The organism is Haloferax sp. ATB1 (assembly GCF_000730175.1).
The window spans coordinates 1-23,806 of the sequence record NZ_JPES01000119.1; the positions used below are offsets into that span (position 1 = coordinate 1).

At 64.9% G+C, this 23,806-nt stretch carries 23 protein-coding genes and 6 pseudogenes; 17 read left to right on the top strand and 12 right to left on the bottom strand.

Annotated features, from left to right (window positions below):
• A pseudogene (locus ATB1_RS19400) lies at window positions 1–295 on the top strand (hypothetical protein); the annotation flags it as partial.
• An 8-nt stretch (window positions 296–303) separates the two neighbouring features.
• Here the strand turns inward: ATB1_RS19400 and ATB1_RS19405 are convergent.
• From ATB1_RS19405 to ATB1_RS19415, 3 genes and pseudogenes are all read right to left on the bottom strand, one after another.
• On the bottom strand, window positions 304–1,263 hold the full coding sequence (locus ATB1_RS19405) for a hypothetical protein (RefSeq protein WP_042666618.1): 960 nt from the start codon (window positions 1,261–1,263) through the stop codon (window positions 304–306).
• Between the two features lie 41 nt (window positions 1,264–1,304).
• Window positions 1,305–1,919, bottom strand: coding sequence for a transcriptional regulator (locus ATB1_RS19410; protein WP_042666653.1), 615 nt, complete (start codon window positions 1,917–1,919; stop codon window positions 1,305–1,307).
• A 301-nt stretch (window positions 1,920–2,220) separates the two neighbouring features.
• A pseudogene (locus ATB1_RS19415) lies at window positions 2,221–2,688 on the bottom strand (ArsR/SmtB family transcription factor); the annotation flags it as partial.
• Window positions 2,689–2,876: 188 nt separating this feature from the next.
• On the opposite strand from ATB1_RS19415, the gene ATB1_RS19420 reads away from it, so the two are divergent.
• On the top strand, window positions 2,877–3,260 hold the full coding sequence (locus ATB1_RS19420; protein ID WP_042666620.1) for a RidA family protein: 384 nt from the start codon (window positions 2,877–2,879) through the stop codon (window positions 3,258–3,260).
• Window positions 3,261–3,331: 71 nt separating this feature from the next.
• Here the strand turns inward: ATB1_RS19420 and ATB1_RS19425 are convergent, their stop codons facing one another.
• The 3 genes from ATB1_RS19425 to ATB1_RS19440 form a co-directional block, all read right to left on the bottom strand.
• Window positions 3,332–4,381 (bottom strand): tyrosine-type recombinase/integrase, encoded by a 1,050-nt coding sequence (locus ATB1_RS19425; RefSeq protein ID WP_042666622.1) that lies wholly within the window; start codon window positions 4,379–4,381, stop codon window positions 3,332–3,334.
• Complete coding sequence (locus tag ATB1_RS19430; protein WP_042666623.1) at window positions 4,371–4,817, bottom strand: DUF5805 domain-containing protein; 447 nt, start codon at window positions 4,815–4,817, stop codon at window positions 4,371–4,373. Before ATB1_RS19430 ends, ATB1_RS19425 begins: the two co-directional genes overlap by 11 nt.
• A gap of 1,381 nt (window positions 4,818–6,198) precedes the next feature.
• Entirely contained in the window at window positions 6,199–6,903 is a 705-nt protein-coding gene (locus ATB1_RS19440) for an SOS response-associated peptidase (protein ID WP_042666627.1), read from the bottom strand.
• 122 nt (window positions 6,904–7,025) lie between these two features.
• Between ATB1_RS19440 and ATB1_RS19445 the strand changes: the two genes are divergently transcribed.
• From ATB1_RS19445 to ATB1_RS19460, 4 genes and pseudogenes are all read left to right on the top strand, one after another.
• Window positions 7,026–7,781 carry a ribonuclease H-like domain-containing protein gene (locus ATB1_RS19445; protein ID WP_042666629.1) on the top strand — a complete coding sequence of 252 codons (756 nt, stop codon included), beginning with the start codon at window positions 7,026–7,028 and terminating at the stop codon, window positions 7,779–7,781.
• A 105-nt stretch (window positions 7,782–7,886) separates the two neighbouring features.
• The gene (locus ATB1_RS19450) at window positions 7,887–8,231 is read left to right on the top strand and encodes a hypothetical protein (protein WP_042666631.1); all 345 of its coding nucleotides are present in this window, start codon (window positions 7,887–7,889) and stop codon (window positions 8,229–8,231) included.
• A 71-nt stretch (window positions 8,232–8,302) separates the two neighbouring features.
• Entirely contained in the window at window positions 8,303–8,989 is a 687-nt protein-coding gene (locus ATB1_RS19455) for a dolichyl-phosphate hexose transferase (protein ID WP_042666633.1), read from the top strand.
• Between the two features lie 117 nt (window positions 8,990–9,106).
• Window positions 9,107–10,286: pseudogene (locus ATB1_RS19460) on the top strand (DUF3179 domain-containing protein).
• A 74-nt stretch (window positions 10,287–10,360) separates the two neighbouring features.
• Here ATB1_RS19460 and ATB1_RS19465 read toward each other — a convergent pair.
• A complete protein-coding gene (locus ATB1_RS19465; protein WP_042666634.1) occupies window positions 10,361–10,564 on the bottom strand; it encodes a DUF5800 family protein in 204 nt (67 codons plus the stop codon).
• Between the two features lie 121 nt (window positions 10,565–10,685).
• Here ATB1_RS19465 and ATB1_RS19470 point away from each other — a divergent pair, with 121 nt between their 5' ends.
• The 5 genes and pseudogenes from ATB1_RS19470 (at window position 10,686) to ATB1_RS24640 (ending at window position 14,430) form a co-directional block, all read left to right on the top strand.
• On the top strand, window positions 10,686–11,537 hold the full coding sequence (locus ATB1_RS19470; protein WP_042666655.1) for a polymer-forming cytoskeletal protein: 852 nt from the start codon (window positions 10,686–10,688) through the stop codon (window positions 11,535–11,537).
• Window positions 11,538–11,650: 113 nt separating this feature from the next.
• Window positions 11,651–12,514 (top strand): DUF4349 domain-containing protein, encoded by an 864-nt coding sequence (locus ATB1_RS19475; protein WP_042666636.1) that lies wholly within the window; start codon window positions 11,651–11,653, stop codon window positions 12,512–12,514.
• 77 nt (window positions 12,515–12,591) lie between these two features.
• Window positions 12,592–13,766, top strand: a pseudogene (locus ATB1_RS19480) (redox-regulated ATPase YchF).
• A gap of 246 nt (window positions 13,767–14,012) precedes the next feature.
• Complete coding sequence (locus ATB1_RS22185; RefSeq protein ID WP_157837777.1) at window positions 14,013–14,201, top strand: hypothetical protein; 189 nt, start codon at window positions 14,013–14,015, stop codon at window positions 14,199–14,201.
• On the top strand, window positions 14,167–14,430 hold the full coding sequence (locus ATB1_RS24640) for a PH domain-containing protein (RefSeq protein ID WP_394324778.1): 264 nt from the start codon (window positions 14,167–14,169) through the stop codon (window positions 14,428–14,430). The genes ATB1_RS22185 and ATB1_RS24640 overlap by 35 nt, the downstream gene beginning before the upstream one ends.
• Before the next feature lie 396 nt (window positions 14,431–14,826).
• Here the strand turns inward: ATB1_RS24640 and ATB1_RS19485 are convergent, their stop codons facing one another.
• Window positions 14,827–15,072 (bottom strand): hypothetical protein, encoded by a 246-nt coding sequence (locus tag ATB1_RS19485; protein WP_042666638.1) that lies wholly within the window; start codon window positions 15,070–15,072, stop codon window positions 14,827–14,829.
• 82 nt (window positions 15,073–15,154) lie between these two features.
• Here ATB1_RS19485 and ATB1_RS19490 point away from each other — a divergent pair, with 82 nt between their 5' ends.
• Window positions 15,155–15,574, top strand: a complete 420-nt coding sequence (locus tag ATB1_RS19490; RefSeq protein ID WP_042666641.1) for a DUF5367 family protein — start codon at window positions 15,155–15,157, stop codon at window positions 15,572–15,574.
• A 130-nt stretch (window positions 15,575–15,704) separates the two neighbouring features.
• Here ATB1_RS19490 and ATB1_RS19495 read toward each other — a convergent pair whose 3' ends face one another.
• Window positions 15,705–17,273 carry a Na+/H+ antiporter NhaC family protein gene (locus tag ATB1_RS19495; RefSeq protein ID WP_042666642.1) on the bottom strand — a complete coding sequence of 523 codons (1,569 nt, stop codon included), beginning with the start codon at window positions 17,271–17,273 and terminating at the stop codon, window positions 15,705–15,707.
• Between the two features lie 130 nt (window positions 17,274–17,403).
• On the bottom strand, window positions 17,404–18,525 hold the full coding sequence (locus ATB1_RS19500) for a pyridoxal phosphate-dependent aminotransferase (protein WP_042666644.1): 1,122 nt from the start codon (window positions 18,523–18,525) through the stop codon (window positions 17,404–17,406).
• A 256-nt stretch (window positions 18,526–18,781) separates the two neighbouring features.
• Here ATB1_RS19500 and ATB1_RS19505 point away from each other — a divergent pair, with 256 nt between their 5' ends.
• From ATB1_RS19505 to ATB1_RS19515, 3 genes are read left to right on the top strand one after another with little or no spacing between them, the layout of a single operon-like run.
• A complete protein-coding gene (locus ATB1_RS19505; RefSeq protein ID WP_042666646.1) occupies window positions 18,782–19,828 on the top strand; it encodes an ABC transporter substrate-binding protein in 1,047 nt (348 codons plus the stop codon).
• Entirely contained in the window at window positions 19,825–20,694 is an 870-nt protein-coding gene (locus tag ATB1_RS19510) for an ABC transporter permease (protein WP_042666648.1), read from the top strand. The genes ATB1_RS19505 and ATB1_RS19510 overlap by 4 nt, the downstream gene beginning before the upstream one ends.
• On the top strand, window positions 20,682–21,494 hold the full coding sequence (locus tag ATB1_RS19515; protein WP_042666649.1) for an ABC transporter ATP-binding protein: 813 nt from the start codon (window positions 20,682–20,684) through the stop codon (window positions 21,492–21,494). Before ATB1_RS19510 ends, ATB1_RS19515 begins: the two co-directional genes overlap by 13 nt.
• 31 nt (window positions 21,495–21,525) lie before the next feature.
• Here the strand turns inward: ATB1_RS19515 and ATB1_RS22645 are convergent, their stop codons facing one another.
• The gene (locus ATB1_RS22645) at window positions 21,526–21,675 is read right to left on the bottom strand and encodes a hypothetical protein (RefSeq protein ID WP_004970650.1); all 150 of its coding nucleotides are present in this window, start codon (window positions 21,673–21,675) and stop codon (window positions 21,526–21,528) included.
• A 134-nt stretch (window positions 21,676–21,809) separates the two neighbouring features.
• Between ATB1_RS22645 and ATB1_RS19520 the strand changes: the two are divergent.
• Window positions 21,810–23,186 (top strand): annotated as a pseudogene (locus ATB1_RS19520) (DEAD/DEAH box helicase family protein).
• Between the two features lie 39 nt (window positions 23,187–23,225).
• Here ATB1_RS19520 and ATB1_RS19525 read toward each other — a convergent pair.
• Window positions 23,226–23,618, bottom strand: a complete 393-nt coding sequence (locus tag ATB1_RS19525; protein WP_042666651.1) for a hypothetical protein — start codon at window positions 23,616–23,618, stop codon at window positions 23,226–23,228.
• A 24-nt stretch (window positions 23,619–23,642) separates the two neighbouring features.
• Between ATB1_RS19525 and ATB1_RS23695 the strand changes: the two are divergent.
• Window positions 23,643–23,806, top strand: a pseudogene (locus ATB1_RS23695) (DUF790 family protein); the annotation flags it as partial.

Sequence of the window (23,806 nt, forward strand, 5' to 3'; positions counted from 1 at the left end):
CCGCGGCTACGAGCGCCTCGTGGAGGCGGTCCTCGGCACGCGGTGTCTCGACGACGTGACGTTCGCGTATCCGAACGGCGCGCCCGAAGAAGAGGCCGCCATCGCCGAGACCGGTCTCGGCGTGTATCTCACGATGACCGGCTCGACCGCGCGCGAACACGGCCTCGTCCTCGGCGAACACCTGTTCCCGAGCGAGACGGTCCTGATGGAGAACGTCGCGGAGGCGACGCCTGCCGCGGAAACCGTCAAGCGGGCCATCGCGTCGCCCGAGTTAGAGACCGAACTGAAGGTCTGACCGCTGACCTACGCCGACGACTCGTTTTTCGCGTCCGCGTCGCCGCAGAACATCAGCGTCGAGAGCGTCTGCGCCTCGAAGCCGCCGTCGTCGGTGAGCGAGACGGTCGTGTTCGACGCGTTGCAGTCGAACTGCGATTTTTCGACGCTGACTGCCTCAGATACCTCGTCGCCCGAGTCGCTCCGCCGAGCGACGCGAAGCGTGACCTCGCGGACCTCGGTTAGCGACGCGCCGACCCGCGCGCCGGGTTCGAGACGGTATGCGCCGCCGAAGGCCACCGCGCCCGCGGGCGTCTCGTAGGCGAACTCGACGACTTCGGCCGCATCGGTCGGGTTCGCGACGGCGAGGCCGTGGGGCTTGACAGCCTCGGTCGGGAGCGACCCGTCGCCGAGCGCGACCGTGACCGCGTCGTCAGCCGCGACCACCCGAGGTCCGCAAGCCATCCGGGTGGACGCCCCGGAGACAGAGACACCGCCGTCACCGGGAGAGAACGCGGTCCACGACCGGTTGCAGTCGAAGACCTCGGAACCGACCGATTCGGTCGCCGCGGCGTCCGAGCCGATGTCGGTAACCGTCACCTCGTAGTCTGCGGGAACGCGAAGCGAGACGTTCACCATCGCGTCGTGGTCAAGTTCGTAGGTCTCTACGTGCCCCGCCCCGAGCGGGCGCGAAACGTCGATACGGGCGGTCCACGACTCGTCGGTCGGGTTTTCGAGGCGTACGTGGTGCGGCTTCAGCGTCCCGTCGTCGCTGGCGGGACCGTCGCCGACGACGGTCGTGAGGCGCTCGCCGGTCGCGACAGAGACGGCTTCCACCGGTTCGGGCGTCGGCGTCGGGTCGGGTGTCGATTCGGTCGTCGAGTTCCCGTCGTCAGCGTCGTCAGCGCTGTCGCCGGCACTCGCGATACAGCCCGTCAGCGCCGCCGCGAGGCCGGTTCCGGCTGCGGCGAGGAGGGTTCTTCGTTGCACGTCTCTCCCAACGCGTCGGGGTCACTTCCCCCTGTGTGTGCTCAAACGCGCCTTTGAGTCCAGACCGTCCCGAGGCTCACGAGGACGGCGAGGACGACGCCGACGAGGAGGACGAGCCCGCCGGGGCCGGCGAGGAAAGAGGAGACGAACTCCGCGACGCTCGGTTCGGGGGCGGCCGGTGCGGGCGCGGCGTACCGGACCTGCGGCCGTCGCGCGGTCCACAGCGCCTGCACGGCGACGCTTCCGACCAGCGTGACGCCCACGCCGGTGACGAGCGTCCGAAGCCCCGAGGAGAGCTTCGATTCGGTTCGCTCCGCGCCCGCGAAGAGAACGACTGCGGAGCGGGTCGGGCCGTAGACGGCCATCTCGCGGCCCTGCGCGGAGACCCACGTCGTCACGGGTTCTATCAACTCGGCGTCGACCAGTCGCTCGACGTGGTAGCTGACGGTCTGGAGCGTCGTGTCGAGTTCGTCGGCCAGTTCCGAGGCGGGGCACGGGTTGTCGTAGACGGCGGCGAGGAGTCGCCTCGCGGTGGCCGACGAGAGCGCCGACAGAACCTCGTCCGCGTCGGCGTCGTCGAGTTCGACGAGAAGCGGGCTTAGGGACCGGTCTCGAACCGATGCTGCAGCGGGTTTCAGTGGGAGCAACGAACTCACGGTCTCGGCCGTCGTTCTCACTCCGCGGGTAAAGAGACGGGCATGAGTCAAGCGCCCGTTTGACCCTCTCGTCCCCCGCGTGAGAACGTCTCTCCCGGAGTTAGTACATGCTAGCGATACGCCGATGGCCGCTGGCGGGGTAGTACGACCGTGAATCAGATTCGAACGAATCCCACGGAGGAACAGGTATGAACGGCGATGCGGTCCGGTACGAGAGCGACCACTTCAAGGCGACCGCCGGCTACGGTGCCCGAGAGCGGAACCTGCAACTCGTCTTCTTCGACGCGCAGTATCCCGAACCGGAATACCGGACCTGCGGCCGTCGCGCGGTCCACAGCGCCTGCACGGCGACGCTTCCGACCAGCGTGACGCCCACGCCGGTGACGAGCGTCCGAAGCCCCGAGGAGAGCTTCGATTCGGTTCGCTCCGCGCCCGCGAAGAGAACGACTGCGGAGCGGGTCGGGCCGTAGACGGCCATCTCGCGGCCCTGCGCGGAGACCCACGTCGTCACGGGTTCTATCAACTCGGCGTCGACCAGTCGCTCGACGTGGTAGCTGACGGTCTGGAGCGTCGTGTCGAGTTCGTCGGCCAGTTCCGAGGCGGGGCACGGGTTGTCGTAGACGGCGGCGAGGAGTCGCCTCGCGGTGGCCGACGAGAGCGCCGACAGAACCTCGTCCGCGTCGGCGTCGTCGAGTTCGACGAGAAGCGGGCTTAGGGACCGGTCTCGAACCGATGCTGCAGCGGGTTTCAGTGGGAGCAACGAACTCACGGTCTCGGCCGTCGTTCTCACTCCGCGGGTAAAGAGACGGGCATGAGTCAAGCGCCCGTTTGACCCTCTCGTCCCCCGCGTGAGAACGTCTCTCCCGGAGTTAGTACATGCTAGCGATACGCCGATGGCCGCTGGCGGGGTAGTACGACCGTGAATCAGATTCGAACGAATCCCACGGAGGAACAGGTATGAACGGCGATGCGGTCCGGTACGAGAGCGACCACTTCAAGGCGACCGCCGGCTACGGTGCCCGAGAGCGGAACCTGCAACTCGTCTTCTTCGACGCGCAGTATCCCGAACCGGAACAGACGACGGACGGCCTCCCGTCGATCGAGAGTCAGACGATGAGCGCGCTCGAACGCGTCGAAGCGGCCGTCGAACGCTCTGGAATCGACTTAGACGACGTGCTCCGGACTACGGTGTACACGACCGACCTCGACCGAATCGACGCCATCGAGTCGGCCTACGGCGCTTATTTCGACGACCGGAGACCGGCGATGACCGTCGTCGGCGTCTCCGAACTCCCGAACGACGCCGCCATCCAAATCGAGGCGACGGGTGTCAAACGATAGGTCGCGCACCCACTAATTCAATATAGCGAGATACAGTTTACAAGTCGCCCTTCGAACAGCGATTACGCTCCTCAGCGGAGCGAGTAAATGTTCGATTCGTACGTTTCACGCACTCTATCGCCCCAGTTGTGGGTGTACGTGTCGATGATGTCGCCGGCCACGTCGCCCCGGAGGTACTTGACGATACCGCGGTCGCCGGTGCGGTCCCGGAGGTGGGTCGTGAAGAAGTGCCGGAAGTAGTGCGGCGTGACGTTCTCTTCGCGGTCGCCACCCGACCGGTACCACCCGGCGTCGGCGGCGTGAGAGGTGACGACGTGGTGGACGGCGTCGGGTTCCAGTCGCCGGCCCCACCCAGATGCGGTGCCGACGAAAAGCGGTTCGGCCGGCGACGGCGAATCCGGCCGAATCGCTAGCCAACGCAAGAGGACGGCCTCCAACTCGTCGTCGACGGGGACGACTGTCGACCGTTTTCGCTTGTTCGAGGCGGTTCGCTCCTCGCCGTTGGTGACGCTCCCGACGCTCGGGTCGGCGGCGACGTATATCGACGGCCCGCGACCGTCGAGGGCGGCGCGAGTCGATACACCGGACAGGGGTGTATCCACCGACAACGACACGTCCCGAAGGTCGAGGTTGCATAGTTCGCCGACGCGCATCCCGGTCTTGAGGAGGGTGACCACCAGCGCATGGTCCAGCGGATGGGCGATTTCGCGGACGAACGCCCGCATCTGGGGAACCGAAAGCTCCCGTCGAGCGGGGTTGGTGTCGATGCGCTCGTCCATCTCCTCCATCACGAGGCTCATCGGGTTGGAGTCGAACGCGCCGACCTGGGCCATGTAGGCGTAAAACCGGTGGAGGTAGGAGGCGTACGTCGCCACCGTGCTCGGCGCGACGTCGCGGTTTCGCAGGGTGTGTATCCACGCCATGCAGTCGCGGTGGGTCGCGTCGTCGACCGACCGAGCGCTCCCGGAGGGGTTCCGCGAGGGGTCGCCGAGGAACGACTCGAACGCCCGGAGGACGCGCTCGTAGGCGGCGCGGGTCCGGTCGGTCTTCCCGTGATAGGTCATATCCTGGAGGAAGTAGCCGACCGGGTCCTCCGCGTCGGCGGGTCGCTCAGCGGCCATCGGACTCCGCCAGCGTGTAACCGCCGTGTCGCCCACTGTACACGACTCGGCCGCTCGATTGCAACTCCTGCAGTGTCGATTCGAGCCGGTCTTCGATGTCGTCGGTCAGCGCCGCAACGAGATCGTCCCACGACCGATGCGAATCGGCCGCGAGCGCCTCGATGATTCGGGCCTCGAACTGGTCGTTATTTTCACCATATCTTTCCTGATTTGAACCGCCGTTCTGGAGGCCTGTTTTCACCTCTTCAACCCCGGGGGTTGTGGCCGCTTCATCGCCCCTCGACGGAACGTCGAAATCACGCCGACCGGCCTGTACCATCGTTCTGACAAATTCGCTCTGACTCATCCCGAGTCGGTCCGCGTGGTCCTTCCAGATGGCCTTCTGGTGGGCCGGAAGATAGGTTTGCACCGTCGCGCGGTCGGCCTCGTCGCTCATGGACGGGTCGACACGGGGGTCGATATTCAATCTACCGGCACTGTCCAGAATAAGAGAAGTTATCCTGAGCAGTACAGGCGGATTTTTGGCGGTGAAATTGAGTTATCCTGAATACCGCAATCGTATTTTTGGCGATTTGCATGTAGTATTCGGGATATTAGAATCTCCCGGAGAACGCCGATTTCGGACGTTTCGAGCAAATCTGAGACTCGGCCCACTTCCCGTTGCTTTCGATAGGTCGAATTCTGCACAGATTCGTCTCTTTTATGAGATGGCAATCAATTTTTGGATGGCACTTCTCACGCCGTTTACCCCAGGAGTAGCGCATGGAAGAACTGCTCACACGAGTTTCGTCATTTCATCTCTAAGACTACTGAATTATTATATAATCCGGATAACGCTGGTTTGGTCTCTATTTTATTTCTCTCCGACAATCCATGAAATATTTTTGAGATAATTTCTGTCTATTATACCAGAAATATATTCGCGGGACGACGCATCACCTGTGCTCTCTCGAACGGGTAGATTTCGACCAGGAGTGACTCGGTATTTTCCTCGATTATCTCAGCTATCAACCTCTGCATATATGTCGTCGAACGGTCCTTCGTTTCTGAATAAATCTAGTTGCAATTATGATGGTGTTACCACGCAGAATTCTCTCGAGTGTTGTCTGCTTCGAACACAGAACCTCTTGGGTGACGCCGTTCCGAACCCACTGGAAGACGAACCCAATCGAGGTCTTTGCTGGCCCGATTCGTTCTCTTTTGACGCCTCCACAGGCCCCCGTCTTCGCGGTGAGCATAGTACGGGGGCTTTCCCCGGTCTCACTTCGAAACGGCGCTCAAGCGCGCTGTGGCCGTTCTGATGGCTCGCGTGAATCCCGGGGTTCGGTGGCTCTCTTTCGGTCGGATTCGAAAAAACCACTCGTTCGGCGCGGTGATCATTCGAGGAACTACCTCTTCGGCCGCCGACTCGTCCAAGCGGCCGTCTCGAAGTTCGGATGCGACACCGCACTCCGTCTGCACGACCGGACTCGCGGCCACGCCCCCCGCAACCGTTGTACTTCGGACTGCGATACGAACCACCCGAGCCGCGGGCGCAACGCGGTTGTCGCTCTGTGATGTTGAGCGGGCTCAACCACTATCGACTCTTGGGACTTCGATTTTCCGTGTCAGCATTCTCAGTCATCAACTCTCTCGATATCTCGGTCTCTCTGTCTGGTCGTCGCTTATCCGATTCGAGACTCGTATATCGCATCTCGCTATACACAATCTCGATTCTCAGATTAGACTGATTTCGGAAAATTCGGAGCCCGTCGAACTCGCCCGATTCGTGTCGAAGTCGCCGAGACGGCCGAACGCCGACGATTTCACCCGGCGCGCTACGCTTCGACTCGCTCTATCAGTTCGGGGGCGTCGTTGGCGGGGCTGTTCACCCGGGTTGAGACGGGGTACGCCATGAGTTCGTCGTCGGGGTAGGTGTCGAGGAGCGCGGCCGCCTCGTCGGGGTCGCCGTGGAGCCACGTCTCTTCTTCCTCGGGCGCGAGGACGACCGCCATCCGGTGGTGTAGCTCGGAGATGAGGTCGTTCGGCTCGGTCGTGACGATGGTGAACGTCTTAAGCGGTTCCTGTTCGCGCGAGGGGCCGCCGCTTCCGAAGTCGCCGAGACCGGTCTGTTTCGTCGAGGGCGTCCACCGCTCCCAGAGGCCGGCCATGGCGAACGGGCGGTCGTCCTCGAAGGCGACGCGGTAGGGCTGTTTGTTCCCGCCGCGGTCGACCCACTCGTAGAAGCCGTCCGAGGGGACGAGACACCGGCGGGCCTCGTAGGCGTCGGCGAAACTCCGCTTCTCGCGGACGGTCTCTGCGCGGGCGTTGATTCGGTCGTTGCCGACGCTGGCGCTGTCGGCCCACGAGGGGACGAGTCCCCATTTCAGGAAGCGGAACTCGTCGTCCGCTTCGTTTGTTACGACCGGGAGTTCCTGGCCGGGCGCGCAGTTGTACCGCGCCGAAAGCGGGCGCGTCGGCGTCGCGTCGAACCGCGTTTCGAGTTCTTCGGGTGGAGTAAACAGCGTGTAGCGGCCGCACATACCTCCGGCTTCGCGCTCTGCGGGTAAAACGCCCGCGGCGGGGGAAGTGCTGGAGTACGCCGGGTGCGTGGCCGTCGGCTCACGACGACGCATTTAGGGTCGCCGACGCCCCCCTGTCGGACATGCGAATCGAGAACAGCTTCATCCCCGTCCGCGGCGTGGGCGAGCGGACGGAGCGGAACCTCTGGCGGGCCGGGTCGACCCACTGGGACGAGTTCGACGCCTCGCTCGTCGGCGCGAAGACGGGCGACCGAATCGAGACGTTCATCGCCGACGCGTACACCCACCTCGATGACGGTAACTCGCGGTTCTTCGACGACTGCTTCCCCTCGGGCGAGCGCTGGCGACTGTACGAGAACTTCCGCGACGAGACGTGCTTTTTCGACATCGAGACGACCGGGCTCTCGCCCGAGCGCGACTCGGTGACGACTGTCTCGTTCTACCAGGACGGCGAGACCACGACGCTCGTCAGCGGGGAGGACCTGACCGCCGACGCCCTTCGCGAGCAGTTCGCCGACGCGAAACTCGTCGCGACGTTCAACGGCGCGCGCTTCGACGTGCCGTTCCTCGAGACCTCGTTCGACGTCTCCATCGACGTGCCGCACGTCGATTTGATGTATCCGTGCCGGACGCTCGACCTCACCGGCGGGCTGAAGCAAATCGAGAAGGACGTGGGTATCGACCGCGACCGCCCGGACATCTCCGGCCGCGACGCCGTCCGCCTCTGGCGCGAATACGAGCGCGGCGACCAGTCGTCGCTCGACACGCTCGTGTCGTACAACCGCGAGGACGCAGTCAACCTCGAACGCCTCATGGAGACGGTCACCGGCCGCCTCCACGACCGCGCCTGCGAGGGGCTCGACGCCGAACTCGCCTGAATCGTCGCCGAGGCGTGTTCGCAGCCGTATTCGGTGAGGGCCAACGACTCGCGGGGCGTGCCGGAACCCCGCGCTTTTTTCATCCCCCGAAGCGACGCGCCGCACATGACCGACGACCCCGACGCCGACCCCGAGGCGGACGAATCCGCCGATTCGACACCGCCGGCTGACGACGCGACCGAACCGTCCGACGGCGACGAGCCGGTCGACACCGACGCGACCGTCGAAGCGGCGGACGGCGGCACCGACGAGCCTGAAAACGGCAACGGTAACGGCGACGAGACCGTGCCGCACGTCGAACTCGACCTCTACGAACTCTCCGTCCGCGTCAGCGGGCAGTCGAGCGACGAACTCGACGACGTGGAAGCGTCGGCGACCCGCCTCATGGACTACCTCGTCGACCACGCGAAAGAGCTGGAAGACCAGCCCGATAGCCGCGGGTTGAGCTAACACCGGCCCGCGACCCGCTCCGGTTTTGGCAAACCTAAAAGTTCAAGAGCGACCGTCAATAACCCCGTCCAATGACCGAGTACACCTTCGACGACCTCGCGGTCGTGATGGGGACGTACAACGAAGAACAGGCCATTGGGTCCGTTCTGGCGGACATCGACCGGATTACCGACGGGCGTGCCGAGGTCGTCTGCGTCGATGGCTCCGACGACCGGACGCCCGAAATCGCCCGGAAGATGGGCGCGCGCGTCATCGAACAGGAACCGCAGGGGTACGGTGTCGCGGTCGAGGCCGCGGTGCTCGCGCCCGACCGGCCGGTCGTCGTCACCACCGACTGCGACGACACCTATCCGATGGAGTATCTGCCGAAGTTCCTCGACCTCATCAACGACGGCTACGACGTGGTTTCCGGCGACCGAATCACGAAGGGCGCTGAGACGATGCCCCGACTCAACCGCGCGGGGAACATCGCGTTCGCCCGCCTCGCAAGCTTCCTCATGGGCGCGACCGTCCACGACACGACCACCGGGATGCGGGCGTACCGCAGGGAACTCCTCCACGACATCGAGTGGACCGAGAACACCGGGCTGTCGGCCGAACTCCTCATCCGCCCCGCGATGCGCGGCTACAAAATCGCCGAGGTGCCAATCCCCTACCGCGAGCGCGCCGGCGAGACGAAACTCGACCCCTTCGCCGGCGGCGCGGCCATCGGGAAGTCCATCGTCAAAGTCTGTCTGGAAGAGCGGCTTCGGTTCTGAGCCGCCGCTTCCCTCGCTTCTTCCTTCCGGCCCGATTCCGCACTGACGACCCGCACGGTCGTGCGCATCGATACCAAACCGCATATCGCTCATAGGTGGCTCGGTCGAATATCCGGCATGGCTTCGACCACGAACCGCCGTCGGTTCCTCGCGCTCGGCGTCGGTGCCGCCTTGGCCCGGCTGTCTCGGGAGCGACCCCCCGGTCGCGGACGACGACACGGGAGCCGATGACGCGTCCGAGTCCGCCGAACCCACCGAGTCTACCGCGGGCGAGGACTCGGGTCCGTTCGAGCTTCCGGTCCCCGAGGACGAACTGCGCCGAGGCGCGCCGAGAGACGCCATTCCGGCCATCACCGCTCCCGTCTTCGCCGACGACTGGACCGGCTTCGAAGCGGTTGACGCGACGCTCGACGACGGCGACGAGGTCGTCGGCGTCGAACTTGATGGGGTCGCCCGCGCCTACCCGCTCGCTGTCCTCAACTGGCACGAAATCGTCAACGACGACTTCGACGGCCGGCCCGTGGTCGTGACCTACTGTCCGCTGTGCGGAAGCGCCGTCGTCGCCGACAGGCTCGCCGGCGGCGAACCGACCTACTTCGGCGTCTCGGGCCTCCTCTGGATGTCCGACCTCGTGATGTACGACGACCGGACGAACTCGCTGTGGAGTCAGGTGCTCGCGACCGCGATTCGCGGGGAACTGACCGGGGAGACGCTGTCGCTCCTCCCCTCAACTATCTCCACGTGGGGCGAGTGGCGGGCGGCCCACCCCGAGACCGAGGTGTTGGTTCCGCCGCCCGTCTCGGGGACGATTCGCGGGCAGCAGACCCGCCGGTACGACGTGAATCCCTACACGAGCTATCAGCAGTCGAGCGACATCGGTATCGGCTTCAACGACGCGGCGGACGACCGACTTCATCCGAAAACGTCGGTCGTCGGCGTCGCAGTCGATGGTGTCGCCCGCGCTTACCCGCTCGACGCGGTGGAGCGCGCGGGCGTCGTCAACGACATCGTGGGCGACCTTCCGGTCGTCGTGGCGGCCTCCGCCGAGGGGAGTCTCGTCGCCTACGTTCGCCGGGTCGACGGCGAGACCGTCGAGTTCGACCGCGATGGGTCGGCGCTCGTCGCCGCCGGGTCGCGCTGGAACCTCCTCACCGGTCGGGCGCTCGACGGCCCCCACGAAAGTGCAGTCCTGACCCGAGCAAACGACCGTTCGCCGATGTTCTGGTTCGCGTGGGCCGACTTCAACCCGGAGACGGAGATATACGGGGGAGGGAACGCGACTGGCGAGCAGGAATAGTCGTTCGCGCGACGAGCGCGCGTGGTTCGAGGGCGATACGCGGAGAAACGGAGGTTCGGTCGTTCGGGCGGCGGTTACGACGAGTTCAGGATGTCGCGGACGCGCCGGGGTTCGCCGGAGAGGGAGGGCTCCTTCTCGACGATTTTCAGCACCTCGTGGTCGGTCACGTCGGGGTAGGACTTCCCGATGGCCTCCTCGATGAGGTCCTTTTCGAGGCGGAACTCCGTTCCCTCGTAGACCACGTCTACGCCGTCGTCGTCGAAAGAGAGAATCGTCATACCTCTCTTTGTTTCCCGCGAGTAGTTAAATACACGTCGTCACCGGGAAACCGGTGTCCTCCACCGTGTCTGACGGTCGTCTTGCGGACGGTTTATTACGGCACGGGTGTTGGTTCGGAGCGTGTCACTGGGTACGGACCCGCTCGATGCGCTCGAAATTCCCGACGGGACGACGGTCGAGGAACACGACCTCGTCACCGACGGCGACGTCGTCGTCGGCGGGCAGAGCACCGTCGAGTTCGGCGTCCGCGGACGGAACGTCCTCGCGGGCGAGCGCGTCACCTTCGGCGGCGACATCGAGGCCGAGGCCGACTGCCGACTCGACATGCTCGACGACGTGGCCGGTAACGTCCTCGTCGGCAACGACGCCTACCTCGGCGAGCGCGTCCACATCGCCGGCCGCCTGATGGTCTCGGGCGACCTCGACATCGGCGACGACGTCGACATCGAAGAGGGGTTCGAGGCCAACGGCTGGATCGTCATCCGCAACCCGATTCCGACGCTCGTGTTCTACTTCATCGTCCTCTCGCAACTCCTCCGACTCGGCGAGGACGAGGCGGCCGACGAACTCGCCGAGACGCTCTCGGGCGAGTCGCCGCACGACCCGCTTGTGATTCCCCGGAACGCCACCGTCTCAGACGACGCGTGGCGCGTCTCGACGCCCGCCCACGTCGGCTCCGGCTGTCGAATCCACGGCAACATCCGCGCGAAGTCCATCGACCTCGCCGAGGACAACAACGTCTTCGGGAGCCTCCGCGCCCGCGACGACATCGTCGTCGGGAGCGGGACGCGCATTCACGGCGACGTCACCACCCGAAACGGCGAGGTCCGCATCCACGAGGACGCGCGCGTCCTCGGCGACGTGTCCTGTAACGACCTCGTGCTCGAAGCGGGCGCGCACGTCGACGGCACGATGCGCGCCCGCGGCGAGATGCGCATCCACCGCGACAACCTCCCGCGCGAGGCCGAGTAACCGATTCCGAATCCGAATCCGACCGAGTGACTGCGACCCCCGTGCGTAGCGATAGCAACAGTCGCCGTTTGTGCTTACCCAACGATTAATCCCTCAGGTGGAGAGTGTCGTCTATGGACAATCGACTGAAACTTCTCTCGGTCGCCCTCCTCGTCCTCCTCGCCGGGTGTACCGGCGGTGCGGCGGACGGCGGCGCCGGCGGGTCTGAGAGCGTGTCGCTCGCCGCCGATACCGGCGGTTCCGCCGAGGCCGAACAGGCGGGCGGCGACGACCTCCCGCAAGCCCAGCAGCGGGCGGTCATCAAGAACGGGCAGATAGAACTGACCGTCGACGAGTTCAACGAGTCGCGCGATGCGGTCGAATCGACCGCCGAATCCTACGGCGGCTACGTCAGCGACTCCAACGAGTACGTCAACCGCCGGAGCGGCGGCACCTACCGCTCGGGTCAACTCGTCGTGCGCGTCCCCTCCGAGGACTTCTCGGCGTTCATGACCGACATGAAAGGCCTCGGCGAGGTCGAACGCGTCGAGACGGACTCGAAGGACGTGACCGACCAACTGGTCGACATCGAAGCGCGGTTGAGCAACCTCCGCGCCCAGCGCGACCGCCTCCGCGAACTCTACGAGTCGGCTAACACGACCGAGGACGTGCTCGCGGTCGAAGAGCGCCTGACCGAGGTCCAGACCGAAATCGAGCGACTCGAAGCCCAGAAGCAGTCGCTCGAAGACCGGGTCGCCCTCTCGACCGTCCGCGTTTCGCTGTCGGAGCGGCCGCCCGGCCCGGCGCAGTGGTACGACACGCCGGTCCTACAGGCGTTCTCCGAGTCGATTAACGGTGCGTTCGTCGCCCTCCGGGCGCTCGTCGTCGCCGTCGCCTACGCGGTCCCGTACCTCGTCGTCTTCGGCGGCCTCCTCGCGATTCTCGGGAGCGGGGTGGTGCTCGCCGGCCGCGCCGCATTTAGGCGACTGACTGACTAACGCCCCGACGCCTCTTTTCGTCGCTCGCGTCCCCTCGCACGCGAGCGTTTTTCCGCGTCCGTCACCATCGTCGAGCCATGCTCTCTCTCGCGTTAGCCGGCAAGCCGAACGCCGGCAAATCGACGTTCTACACGGCCTCGACGCTCGCCGAGGTCGACGTGGCGAACTACCCCTTCACGACCATCGACGCGAACCGCGGCGTCACGCACGCTCGCACCCGCTGTCCCTGCCTCGACCGCGACGAGCGCTGCGGCAACTGCGAGGACGGCATCCGTTACGTCGCCGTCGAACTCGTCGACGTAGCCGGACTCGTCCCCGGCGCGCACGAGGGCCGCGGCCTCGGCAATCAGTTCCTCGACGAGCTGACGAACGCGGACGCCATCGTCAACGTCGTGGACGCCTCTGGGGGAACGAACGCCGAGGGCGAACCCGTCGAAGTCGGGAGCTTCGACCCCGTCGAGGAGGTCGACTTCATCGAGGAGGAACTCGAACAGTGGCTCGCGGGCATCGTCCACAAGAACTGGGAGTCCGTGGTCCGCAAGTCGCGGTCACCCGACTTCGACATGGACGACGCGCTTTCGGACCTCCTGACGGGCGTCGGCGCGAGCGAGTACGACATCGCCGCCGTCTTGCGGGACCTCGACTACTCGCCGAACCCCCAAGATTGGGCGACGAGGACCGCGTCGAACTCGCCCGCGCGATTCGCCAGCGGACCAAGCCCATCGTCCTCGTCGCCAACAAGGTCGACATCGCGCCCCCGGAGAACCTCGAACGACTCGCCGAGACCGGAAAACCCGTCATCGCTGCGACCGCGGACGGCGAACTCGCCCTTCGGCGGGCCCGCGAGGCGGGCATCATCGACTACCACCCCGGCGACGACGACTTCGACCTCGTCGGCGACGTGAGCGGCGCACAGGAGAAGGGCCTCGAACGAATCCGCGACCTGATGGGCGAACACGGCGGCACCGGCACGCAGGAAGCCATCGACACCGCGGTCTACGATGTGCTCGACCAAATCACGGTCTACCCGGTCCAAAACGAATCGAAATGGACCGACGGCACGGGCAACGTCCTCCCCGATGCCTTCCTCCTCCCTCGGGGGTCGACCCCGCGGGACCTCGCGTACGCGGTCCACTCCGACATCGGCGACGGCTACCTCCACGCGGTCGACGCGCGAGCGAAACGCCGTATCGCCGAAGACCAGGAACTCGAAGAGGGCGACGTCATCAAAATCGTCTCGACGGCGAAGTAGCTGTCAGCGGTTCATCTTTTTGTGGCACCGTTGAAACCCTCACACAGAGACTGGAAGCGCATGACACATACGGGGTGAGTCCAGCACAACTTTGAGAACTTGTTGTCTCTGTCAAAAATATCAAATGTTATTGTATTTAAAAAATGCAAGAATTATCTATTGGAATAAATACTGCCATGCGGCTGATTGGGCCTGATTTTTAGTTGATACATTGGATTTAATACTGAACCTTGTTAACACACGTTTATGTCAGGAGAGATGGGGATTGATGAGCTTCAGTCTGAACTCGCCACATTAAATGACAACGAAAAGGTGTTAGGAAATGTCTCATATTATTGGACTAGCTGGTGGAAAGAAGTTCTATTTGGGATTTTGACCACACCGGTGCTGATAGGTTTTGTTGTGCTTTTTTTTAACTTGGAGAGCAAAGAATAAAAGCGGTTGCGTAGTCACCAATCAACGAGTGATTCACACAAAAGCAGGATTATTGAGTGCTAGAACAAACGAAGTAAGGATGAAAGATATCCGTAGTATCTCTACGTTCGAAGGTCTGATTAGCGGGGGAGTGAGGCTGGAAACCGGGGGTGGGAATATCGATATTGGAGTACGGAATGTCCGCGAGATGGTGGAGGTTATCCGCAGTCAGAAGAATAAATACGAATAAATAGCGTTTATTCATTTGTGGTCTGATATATTCGAACAGTCGGATCTCAGGTACTGATATCCATTCAGATTTGTATTGAGATTAACTATCCTGCAATGGGTTGAATTGCGCCCTGTATTCAGCACTCCTACTTAAACTCATCACCAATAAGAGGGTTCCAACAAGGTCAATTCATCAAAAATATGACATTTCAACAGAGGTTTTTGTCCATTCTTGTTGCTCTCAAGTGGTCAGAAACCCGTCTGCTACGCCACACGTAAATCGAATTTCGCTATACAAAATTGGATAGATACGGTTCACTGATAGTAACCGAACACGGAGCCGCGCCGCCAGTTCGGCTGTCGCGCGGCTCACGCGTCGAGATTCGCGGCGGAAAACAGAATTCGTCGCGGCGGCTCAGAGGTCCTTGGCGACGCGAAGTTCCGTGTCGGTGACCGTCTCGACGGAGTCGGCCGGAACCTCGATGTCGTCGCCGTCGGCGTCGCCGAAACCGAGGCCCTGCAGGACCGCTTCAGCGAGGTCCGGGTCGGGTTCGACGTACGCGATTTGGGCGTCCGTGTCGACTTCGGTCACGATTCCGATCTGTTCGGCTTCCTCGTCCATGAGGAACTTCCCTTCGTCGGCGGTCGAGAGCACTGACATCCGCCCAATCGTTACTTCCGAGTGACATAATAAGCTACGGCCCCGTACGAACGCTGATACTCCTCGCCCGCGTACGAGGTGCATGACAATTGGTTCACAGGTCTCCGAGACCGACGCTCGTCGGCTCCCGCTGTCCGAGACGCGGGTGCTTCTCGGCGTCGGACTGGCGATTGCCCTCGTCGCCGGACTCGTTTTCCGCGTCGTCGGCCAACTCGTGTTAGTGCCTTCCCGCCCGCTGGTTACGGCCGCGGTGTTCGCGCTGACGGTGCCCGTGATGTGGGCGCTCGCAGTCGGCATCTTCCGGTGGCGCGGGCTCTCCGGGGGCGCGAAACGCGAGGCCGCGGCGTTGCTCGTCGTCCCCGGCATGCTCGTCGACGCGGTTTCGACGGCGCTGTTCTCGGTCGTCTACCCGAACATGGGCCTCGAAGCCGCGGGGCTCTTCGGGGGGCTGTTGCTCTTGGCGTACGCGACGGTGCTGGTCGCGGGATTCGTCGGTCGGTGACCCGATTCAGGCTGACGATTCCATCGTTAAGCCGCCGCTCGGCGACGGTGCAGCTCTCCTTTCTTCTCTCCTCAGCCACGCGCGACGACGTGAAAAATAGGACGCGAAGCGACGGTCCGACTCCGACTTGTCAGTCGGAGTTCGACGAGGAGCCGAAAGCGGTCGGGACGCTCACGTCGGCGTGTTGCGAGAGGTAGTACGCGAGCGCGAACAGCGCGACGACGCCGATACCGAGGAGCGCCAGCGAGCCCACGCCGTAGCCGCTGGCGAGGAACAGTCCCGTCGCGACGGCGCCGCAGAGCACGGCGTACGGAATCTGCGTGTTCACGTGGTCGACGTGGTCCGCGCCGGCGAACATCGACGAGAGAACCGTCGTGTCGCTGATGGGCGAACAGTGGTCACCGAACAGCGAGCCGGTGAGAATCGCCCCGATGGCACCGGGAAGCGGCGCGCCGAGCTGGTAGGCCAGCGGGACCGCGACGGGGAACATGATACCCATCGTCCCCCACGACGTGCCTATCGAGAACGAGATGATGGCCGCGGCGAGGAAGACCACCGCGGGTAGGAGTTCGGGCGTGATGACACCCTGGGCGACGCTGACGACGAACGGACCCACGCCGAGCGCCTCGCTGACGCTCCCGATGGTCCACGCCAGCGAGAGGACGGCCACGGGGAACATGACCATCTTGAAGCCCTCGAAGATGGCGTCGCTGACGGCTTCGAGTTCGACGCGGGCGTGGCCGACGAGGATGGTGAGCAGCAGCGCGCACGCCGAGAAGACGCCCCAGAGGATGGCGTCGGCGGTGGCCGCGTCCTTCAGCGCCTCGACGGGTGCCTGCCCGGGCCAGCCGCCGGAGTACAGCAGGCCGAAGCCGGTGACGGCGACGAGCGTGACGATGGGCGCGGCGAAGTACCACCAGCGCGAATCGACGTAGTCGGGCGTGACGATGTCCTCTTCGCGCGTCTCGATGAGGGGGTCGGCGTCGTCACCGAGAACCTTCCCCTCTTCTTTCGCGCGGCGCTCGGCGCGCTTCATCGGCCCGAAGTCCCAGTCCATCACGACGAGGATGAACACGAGGACGACCGCGAGCAGGCTGTAGAAGCGGAACGGGATGCTCTGGAGGAACACCACGAAGGCGCTCTGGTCGATGCCGAGCGAGGCGAACTGCTCGCGGATGAGGCCGACCTCGAAGCCGACCCACGTCGAGACGACGGCGACGCTCACCACGGGCGAGGTGGTCGAATCGAGCAGGTACGCGAGCTTCTCGCGGCTAATGTCGAACTTGTCGGTGATGGGCCGCATCACCGAGCCCGTAATCATCGTGCTCGCGTAGGAGTCGACGAAGATGAGCATCCCGAGGACGCTCGTCCCCAACGCGGCCTGTTTCCGGGTCTTGATTCGGGCGATGATGCGCTGTGCGAGCGCGTTCATCCCGCCCGAGAGGAATATCATCCCGAGCATCGCACCCGAGAGGAACGTAAACAGGAGGAGTTTGCTGTTGAACGACTCGGTCACGTTGTTGATGACCAACTGGAGGGAGTACGCCGCCCCGCCGATGGGGTTCCATCCCACCAGGATGGTCGCACCGATCCAGATGCCGGTGAAAAGCGAGAGGAGCACCTGCCGACTGAGCAGCGTCAGCACGATTGCGAAGAGCGCCGGCAGCAGGCTGATGACTCCCTGCGTCTCTGCGGGCATGACAAACGTTTCGTCACCGGCTCCCGAATTTAAGGGTTTTCACTTCGAGACCCGAGAATAAGACGTATCGGATGCCGTGAGTTGCCGTAGTTCGGTCGACGAATCGGGTGGTTTCGGACGCTTGAGTATCTCAGACGACCGCGTCGTACGCCTCGCCCATTATCTCGATAGCCTCGCGGAGCGACTCGGTGTCGGTCGCGTACGACAGGCGGGCGTAGCCGTAGCCGTGCTCGCCGAACGCCTCGCCGGGAACGATAATCACGCCGCGGTCGATGCACTCGTCGACGAACCCCTCGGGCACCTCGGGCATGACGTAGAACGCGCCGCCCGGCGACGGGACGGTGAGGCCGATGTCCTCCAACCCCTCGACGACGAGGTCGCGGCGCTCGCGGAACGTCTCGGTCATCTCCTCGATGCGGTCCTGCGGGCCGCTAAGGGCGGCTTCGGCCGCGAACTGCGCCGGCGCGGAGGCGCACGCCTGCACGTACTGGTGGACGCGGAGCATGCGCTCGACCCGGCGGGTGGAGCCGTACACCCACCCGAGCCGCCAGCCGGTCATCGAAAAGAGCTTCGAGGCCGAGTTGACGACGACGACGTTGTCGGTCTCGGCGAACTCGATAGGAGAGCGGTGTTCGCCCTCGAAGACCGTGTACTCGTACACCTCGTCGGAGATGCAGAGCACGTCGTGCTCGTCGGCGATGCGGGCGAACTCGGCAATATCGTCGGGCGGCGACACCGCGCCCGTCGGGTTGCCGGGGCTGTTGACGACGAACGCTGCGGTGTCCTCGGTGATGGCCTCTTCGACCGCCGCGGGGTCGAGCGTCAGGTCGTCGCGGAGGGGGACCGGAACCGGTTCACCGCCGGCGAGTTTGGTGAGCGCGTCGTAGGAGACGAAGCCGGGGTCCGGAATGACGACCTCGTCGCCCTCGTTCACGTGCGCCTCGATGGCGATGTGGAGCGCTTCGCTGCCTCCCGCGGTGGCGATGACGTCGTCGGGGTCGAGGTCGACGCCCTGGTCGCGGCGGTGCTTCTCGGCGATGGCCTCGCGCAGGCTCGGGAGGCCCTTGTTCCCCGTGTAGCCGTCCGCCTCACCGGCCTCGATGGCCTCGACGGCCGCCCGTCGCGCGTGGTCCGGGGCCGGGAAGTCTGGCTGGCCCAGTCCGAGATTGATAGCGTCTTCGCCAGCCGCCTCGAACACCTTGCGAATGCCGCTGATGGAGATGCGCTCCACCCGGTCGGAGAAGTGCGTCATATCCTATCCGGTGTCCCCGTTCGGGATAGTTCTTCCCACGCACGGTCGCCGCCGACCCGTTGAATCCGTGACGTGACCGACGGACAGTAACGGATTTTACTGCCGCTATCTTGGAGATGATGATTCAGAAAGACCGACCGTCTCAACCCCGAGAGTGGCCGTAGAATTCAGATTCATCGGTTATCGAGCGTCATCTACCGCGTCTATCGTTACCGGGTACGCGCCCCGAATAAGGCGCTAATTCGTAACGAGGGCAATGACAGAGGCACCACGCTCGACTTCGATTAGCCGTAGACGATTCCTGCAGGGGTCCGGCCTCGCCGCGACCGCCGGCCTCGCGGGCTGTCTCGGCGGGTCCGGCGGAAGCGGGCTGGACGAACTCAACGTCGCCTACATGCCCATCTACCCGGACATGCAGTACTTCGTGATGGAAGAAGAGGGGCTGTTCGACGAGCTTTCGGTCTCGGTTTCGGGCAAGAAGTTCTCCGATGGGCCGAGCATCGTGCAGGCGTCGGCGACGGGCGACTTCGACGTGATGATGTTCGGCATCGTCCCGGCGATGATTGTGATGGACAAGGGTATTCCCGCGAAAATCACCGCGGCGAACATCAAAAACGCGATGGAGATTCTCGCAACCGACGACTTCGCCGCGCTGTGGGAGGAACACGGGAAAGACGCCTTCGCCGAGTTCGAGGCGCAGAAGGGCCGCAAGTTCACCTTCGGAACCTTCCCGCCGGGGTCGGTTCCGGACATCCTGCTTCGCTACTGGATTCAGAACACGCTCGGGCTCGACCCCGAGAAGGACGTGAACATCAAGGGTCTCGGCGGCGCGGCCGCGGTCCAGCAGGCGCTCCTCTCGAACAACGTCGACGGCACGAGCATCATGGAGCCCGTGCCGACGGTCATCGACGCTAACGACGCGCCGTTCCAGCCCATCGCGTGGGCGGGCGACTTCATGCCCGGCCAGCCCGCGGCGGTCACGCTCATGCACGACCGCCTCCGGCAGGACAACCGCGACCTCGCCACCGAGTTCGTCGAACTCCACCAGCAGGCGACGAACTTCGTCGCCGATAACCCCGACACGGCCGCCCAGCACGCGAGTTCGGTCATCGGCGAGAGCGCGCTCCCGGTCGAGACCGCTCGCGCGGCGCTCGACTCCCCCGCGTCGGACTTCATCACCGACCCCCACGATATCGAAGGCGGCGCTGAAATCTTCGCCGACTACGCCCAGACGCTCGGGAAGACGGAAGCGCAGTTAACCGTCGACGAGATGTTCGATTACGGTATCTACGACTCGCTATGAGCAACGACGAAGTCGGCAGCGGCGTCGCCCTCTCGGAGACCGAGGCGGACGAGCGACTGCTCGACCGGCTCGCGGGGTTCTCCGCGGAACAGACGGGGCTCGCAGTCGCCGGCTTCGCGGGCTTTCTCGCCGTCTGGTACGTCGCCGCGCTGTTCCAGCCGACGTATCTCCTCCCTTCGCCCGTCGAGGTGCTGGCGGCGTTCGTCGTCGAACTCACCGCGCCGGCGTCGCTTTCGATTCCCTTCACCGGCGCGGAACTCCCGGCGACGAGACTCCTCGTCAAACTGATTCAGAGCCTCTACCACTACGTGCCGGGCCTGCTCATCGGGACCTCGCTCGGCGTCTTCGCGGGCGTCGCCATGGGCTGGAACACTCGCGTCGACAGCGTCTTCACGCCCGTCACGCGCCTGCTCCGGCCGATTCCGCCGCTGGCGTGGATCGGCTTCGCCGTCATCTGGCTCGGCGTCAACCATCAGGGCGCGACGTTCATCGTCGCCATCGGTTCCTTCTGGATTAACTTCTACAGCGCCTACGGCGGCGTCGAAGGCGTCTCGGAGGACCTCAAGGAGGTCGCCGCGACCCTCGGCGTCGACGACGACTGGACGATGATTCGGAAGGTCGTCATCCCGGCGGCCAGCCCCTCAATCATGACCGGTATCCGGACGAGCATCGGCCAGTGCTGGATGATTGTCGTCGCGGCCGAACTCATCGTCGGCGTCGGCGTCGGCTACGAGATTCTCAACACGGCGCAGAACCTCGCGATGGACGTGTCGGTCGCCTACATGCTCGTCATCAGCATCGTCTTCCTCGTGAGTGACGGCCTGTTCCGCCGGGTCGAACGGCGGGTTCTGGAGTGGAGAGCATGAGCGGCGACGCGAACGCGGGCGCGGGAACGACCGTGACCGCGACTGATTCCGACGACACCGCGAAGGTCAGCGTCGACTCGCTCGGCAAGACCTACGCGTCCGACCGGCGGACGGTCGAGGCGCTGTCGGACGTGGAGTTCGCCGTCGAGGACGGTGAGTTCGTCTGTATCGTCGGTCCGTCGGGGTGCGGCAAGACCACGCTGTTCCGCATCATCGCCGGCCTCGAAGACGCCACGTCGGGCGCGGTCACCCTCGACGGGTCGCCCGTCACCGGCCCCGGCACCGACCGCGGGATGGTGTTCCAAGAGTACGGACTGTTCCCGTGGCGGACCGTCAGCGAGAACGTCGCCTTCGGGCTCGAAGAACAGGGCGTCGAGGAACCGGCGCGCTCGGAACGCGTGACAGAGATGCTCGAACTCGTCGGCCTCGACGGCTTCGCCGACGCCTACCCCAAAGAGCTGTCCGGCGGGATGAAACAGCGCGTCGGCATCGCTCGCGCGCTCGCGGTCGACCCCGAACTGCTCCTCATGGACGAACCGTTCGGCGCGGTCGACGCGCAGACCCGCGACATGCTCCACGGCGAACTGCTCGACATCTGGACGGAGACGGACAAGACGGTGCTGTTCGTCACCCACGACGTGGAGGAGGCGGTCACGCTCGCCGACCGCGTGGTCGTCATGGCCGCTAACCCGGGTCGCGTCCGCGAAATCGTCTCGGTCGATATCGACCGCCCCCGCGAGCGGACCGAAAGCGAGTTCGCGGCGTACGTCGAGCGGATTCGCGGGCTGATCGGGGAGTGATCCGGTTTCTGCGCGCCCGATTCTCGCGTCTCTACTCCCGCGCCTCTCGCAACTCGTCGATGTGCGCGTCGATGACCGACAGCGTCGCGTCGGCGTCGACGTAGCCCTTCTCGTACTCCTTCATCGCGCTGTTGTAGTCGCTGAGGAACTGTGCGACCGCGTCGTCGAGGTCGTCGCTCATACACGTCCGTAGCCCCGCCATCGGATTTGAACCTTCGGCCCGCGGACGGCGGGGCCGGAACCCAGCGGCACTCCGGCCCGGCCGTCCACGGCGGGACCGTCGATTTATCACCGCGCCCCGCCAACGCGCCGGTAGTGACGACCCTCCGATTCGAAGACGGCACCGTTCACGTCGGCATCGACGACTCCGACTCCGACGCCGACGCGGACGTTCGGGCCGCCCTCGCCGACGTGGCGAGCGTTGAGGCCGACCCCCGAAGCGGCGGCTATCGCGCCCCAGCGATGTGGTACGCCGCGATTCGGGACGCACTCGACGCGGCCGGCGTCGGCTACGACGACCGTGGTGGCCACTCTCGACGCTTCCCTCTCGCTTTCGACGGCCTACGACCTCCGCGACTACCAGCGCGCCGCCCTCGACGCGTGGCTCGACGCAGAGGCAGTCGCGGCGTCGTGGAACTGCCGACCGGCGCGGGCAAGACCGTCCTCGCGGTCGCCGCGATGGTCGCCCGCTCGGTGCCGACGCTCGTCGTCGTGCCGACCATCGATTTACAGGACCAGTGGATACGCGAACTCGAAACCGAGTTCGACGTGGCGGTCGGCCGGTTCGGCGGCGGCGAACAGACGCAGGAGGCCATCACGGTCTCGACGTACGACTCGGCGTACCTCCGCGCCGACGGCGTGGGCGGCGACTTCGGCCTCGTCGTCTTCGACGAAGTGCACCACCTCGGCGGCGAGGGGTATCAGGACATCCCCAGATTCCTCGCCGCGCCCGCTCGCCTCGGTCTGACGGCGACGTTCGAGCGCCCCGACGGCGCACACGAGCGCGTCGAGGAGCTCGTCGGCCCGCGGGTGTACCGCCTCGACGTGGACGACTTGGCGGGCGACCACCTCGCGGACTACGAGGTCCGCCGCATCGAGGTCGAACTGACGGCCGCCGAGCGCGAGACGTACGACGAGGCACAGGAGACGTTCGTGACCTACCTTCGCACCTCGGGGCTGTCGATGCAGTCGGGAAGCGACTACCAGAAGCTCGTGATGCGCTCCGGGAACGACCCGCGGGCGCGGGAGGCGCTTCTCGCCAAACAGCGCGCCCGCGACGTGATGATGAACTCCGAGGCGAAGGTGGACAAACTGGCCCGGTTGCTCGCGCGGCACCGCGAGGACCGCGTCATCGTCTTCACCGCCTCGACCGACCTCGTCTACCGCATCTCGCGGCGCTTCCTCGTCCCGCCGATAACGAACGAGACCGGCACGAGCGAGCGGCGCGAAATCCTCGACCGCTTCCGCGACGGCACCTACGACACCGTCGTCGCGGCCAACGTGCTCGACGAGGGCGTGGACGTGCCCGACGCGAACGTCGGTATCCTCCTTTCTGGGTCGGGGTCGGAACGCGAGTTCACCCAGCGCCTCGGTCGCATCCTCCGGCCGAAGGCCGACGGCGCGACCGCGACGCTCTACGAACTCGTGAGCGTCGAGACGGCGGAAGAACGGGTCGCCGCTCGGCGTCGCTGACGCGAGTCGGTTCCGTCGAAAACGCGGTCGTCTTCGGATTCAGACCAGCGAAACGTTCAGGTCGCCGTCTTCTCTGAAGGCGTCGTAGCCGAACTCGAACTCGACTGCGAAGTCGGCAGTTCCGCCGGCCGGGACGGCGAGTTCCTGCGACCGCGTCGAACGCTCGCCGCCGACGGTGACTCGGACTTCGACCGTGGTGAGTCGCTCGGCCCCGCCGTCGTTGAGGACCGACCCGAACACCCGGAGGCGGCCGTCGTCGGTCGCCTCGTAGTCGATATCTTCGATGCGGACTGGGGAGACCGCCGGCGTGTCTCGGGGGTCGCCCGCCGGTGCCTCGGGCGGGTTTCGCGGCCCCGTCGCGCCCGGTAGCGAGCCGAGACAGCCCGACGACAGGCCGACCGCGACCACTCCGAGGAGGCGTCGTCGCTCCATACGGTGGCGTCCGCCGCGGGCGCAATGAACCTTGTCGTCCGCGTCGTGGCCGACTCAGCTCCGCCGCCCGAGTCGCTTTTGTCCCGCCGCCCCCTCGTGGCGAGCGTGCTGACGAAGGACCTGCTTCGCGTGTCGCGGGCGGGCGGCGGCTACCACCCGCAGTTCGCCGACCGGGGGGACCGCCCGCT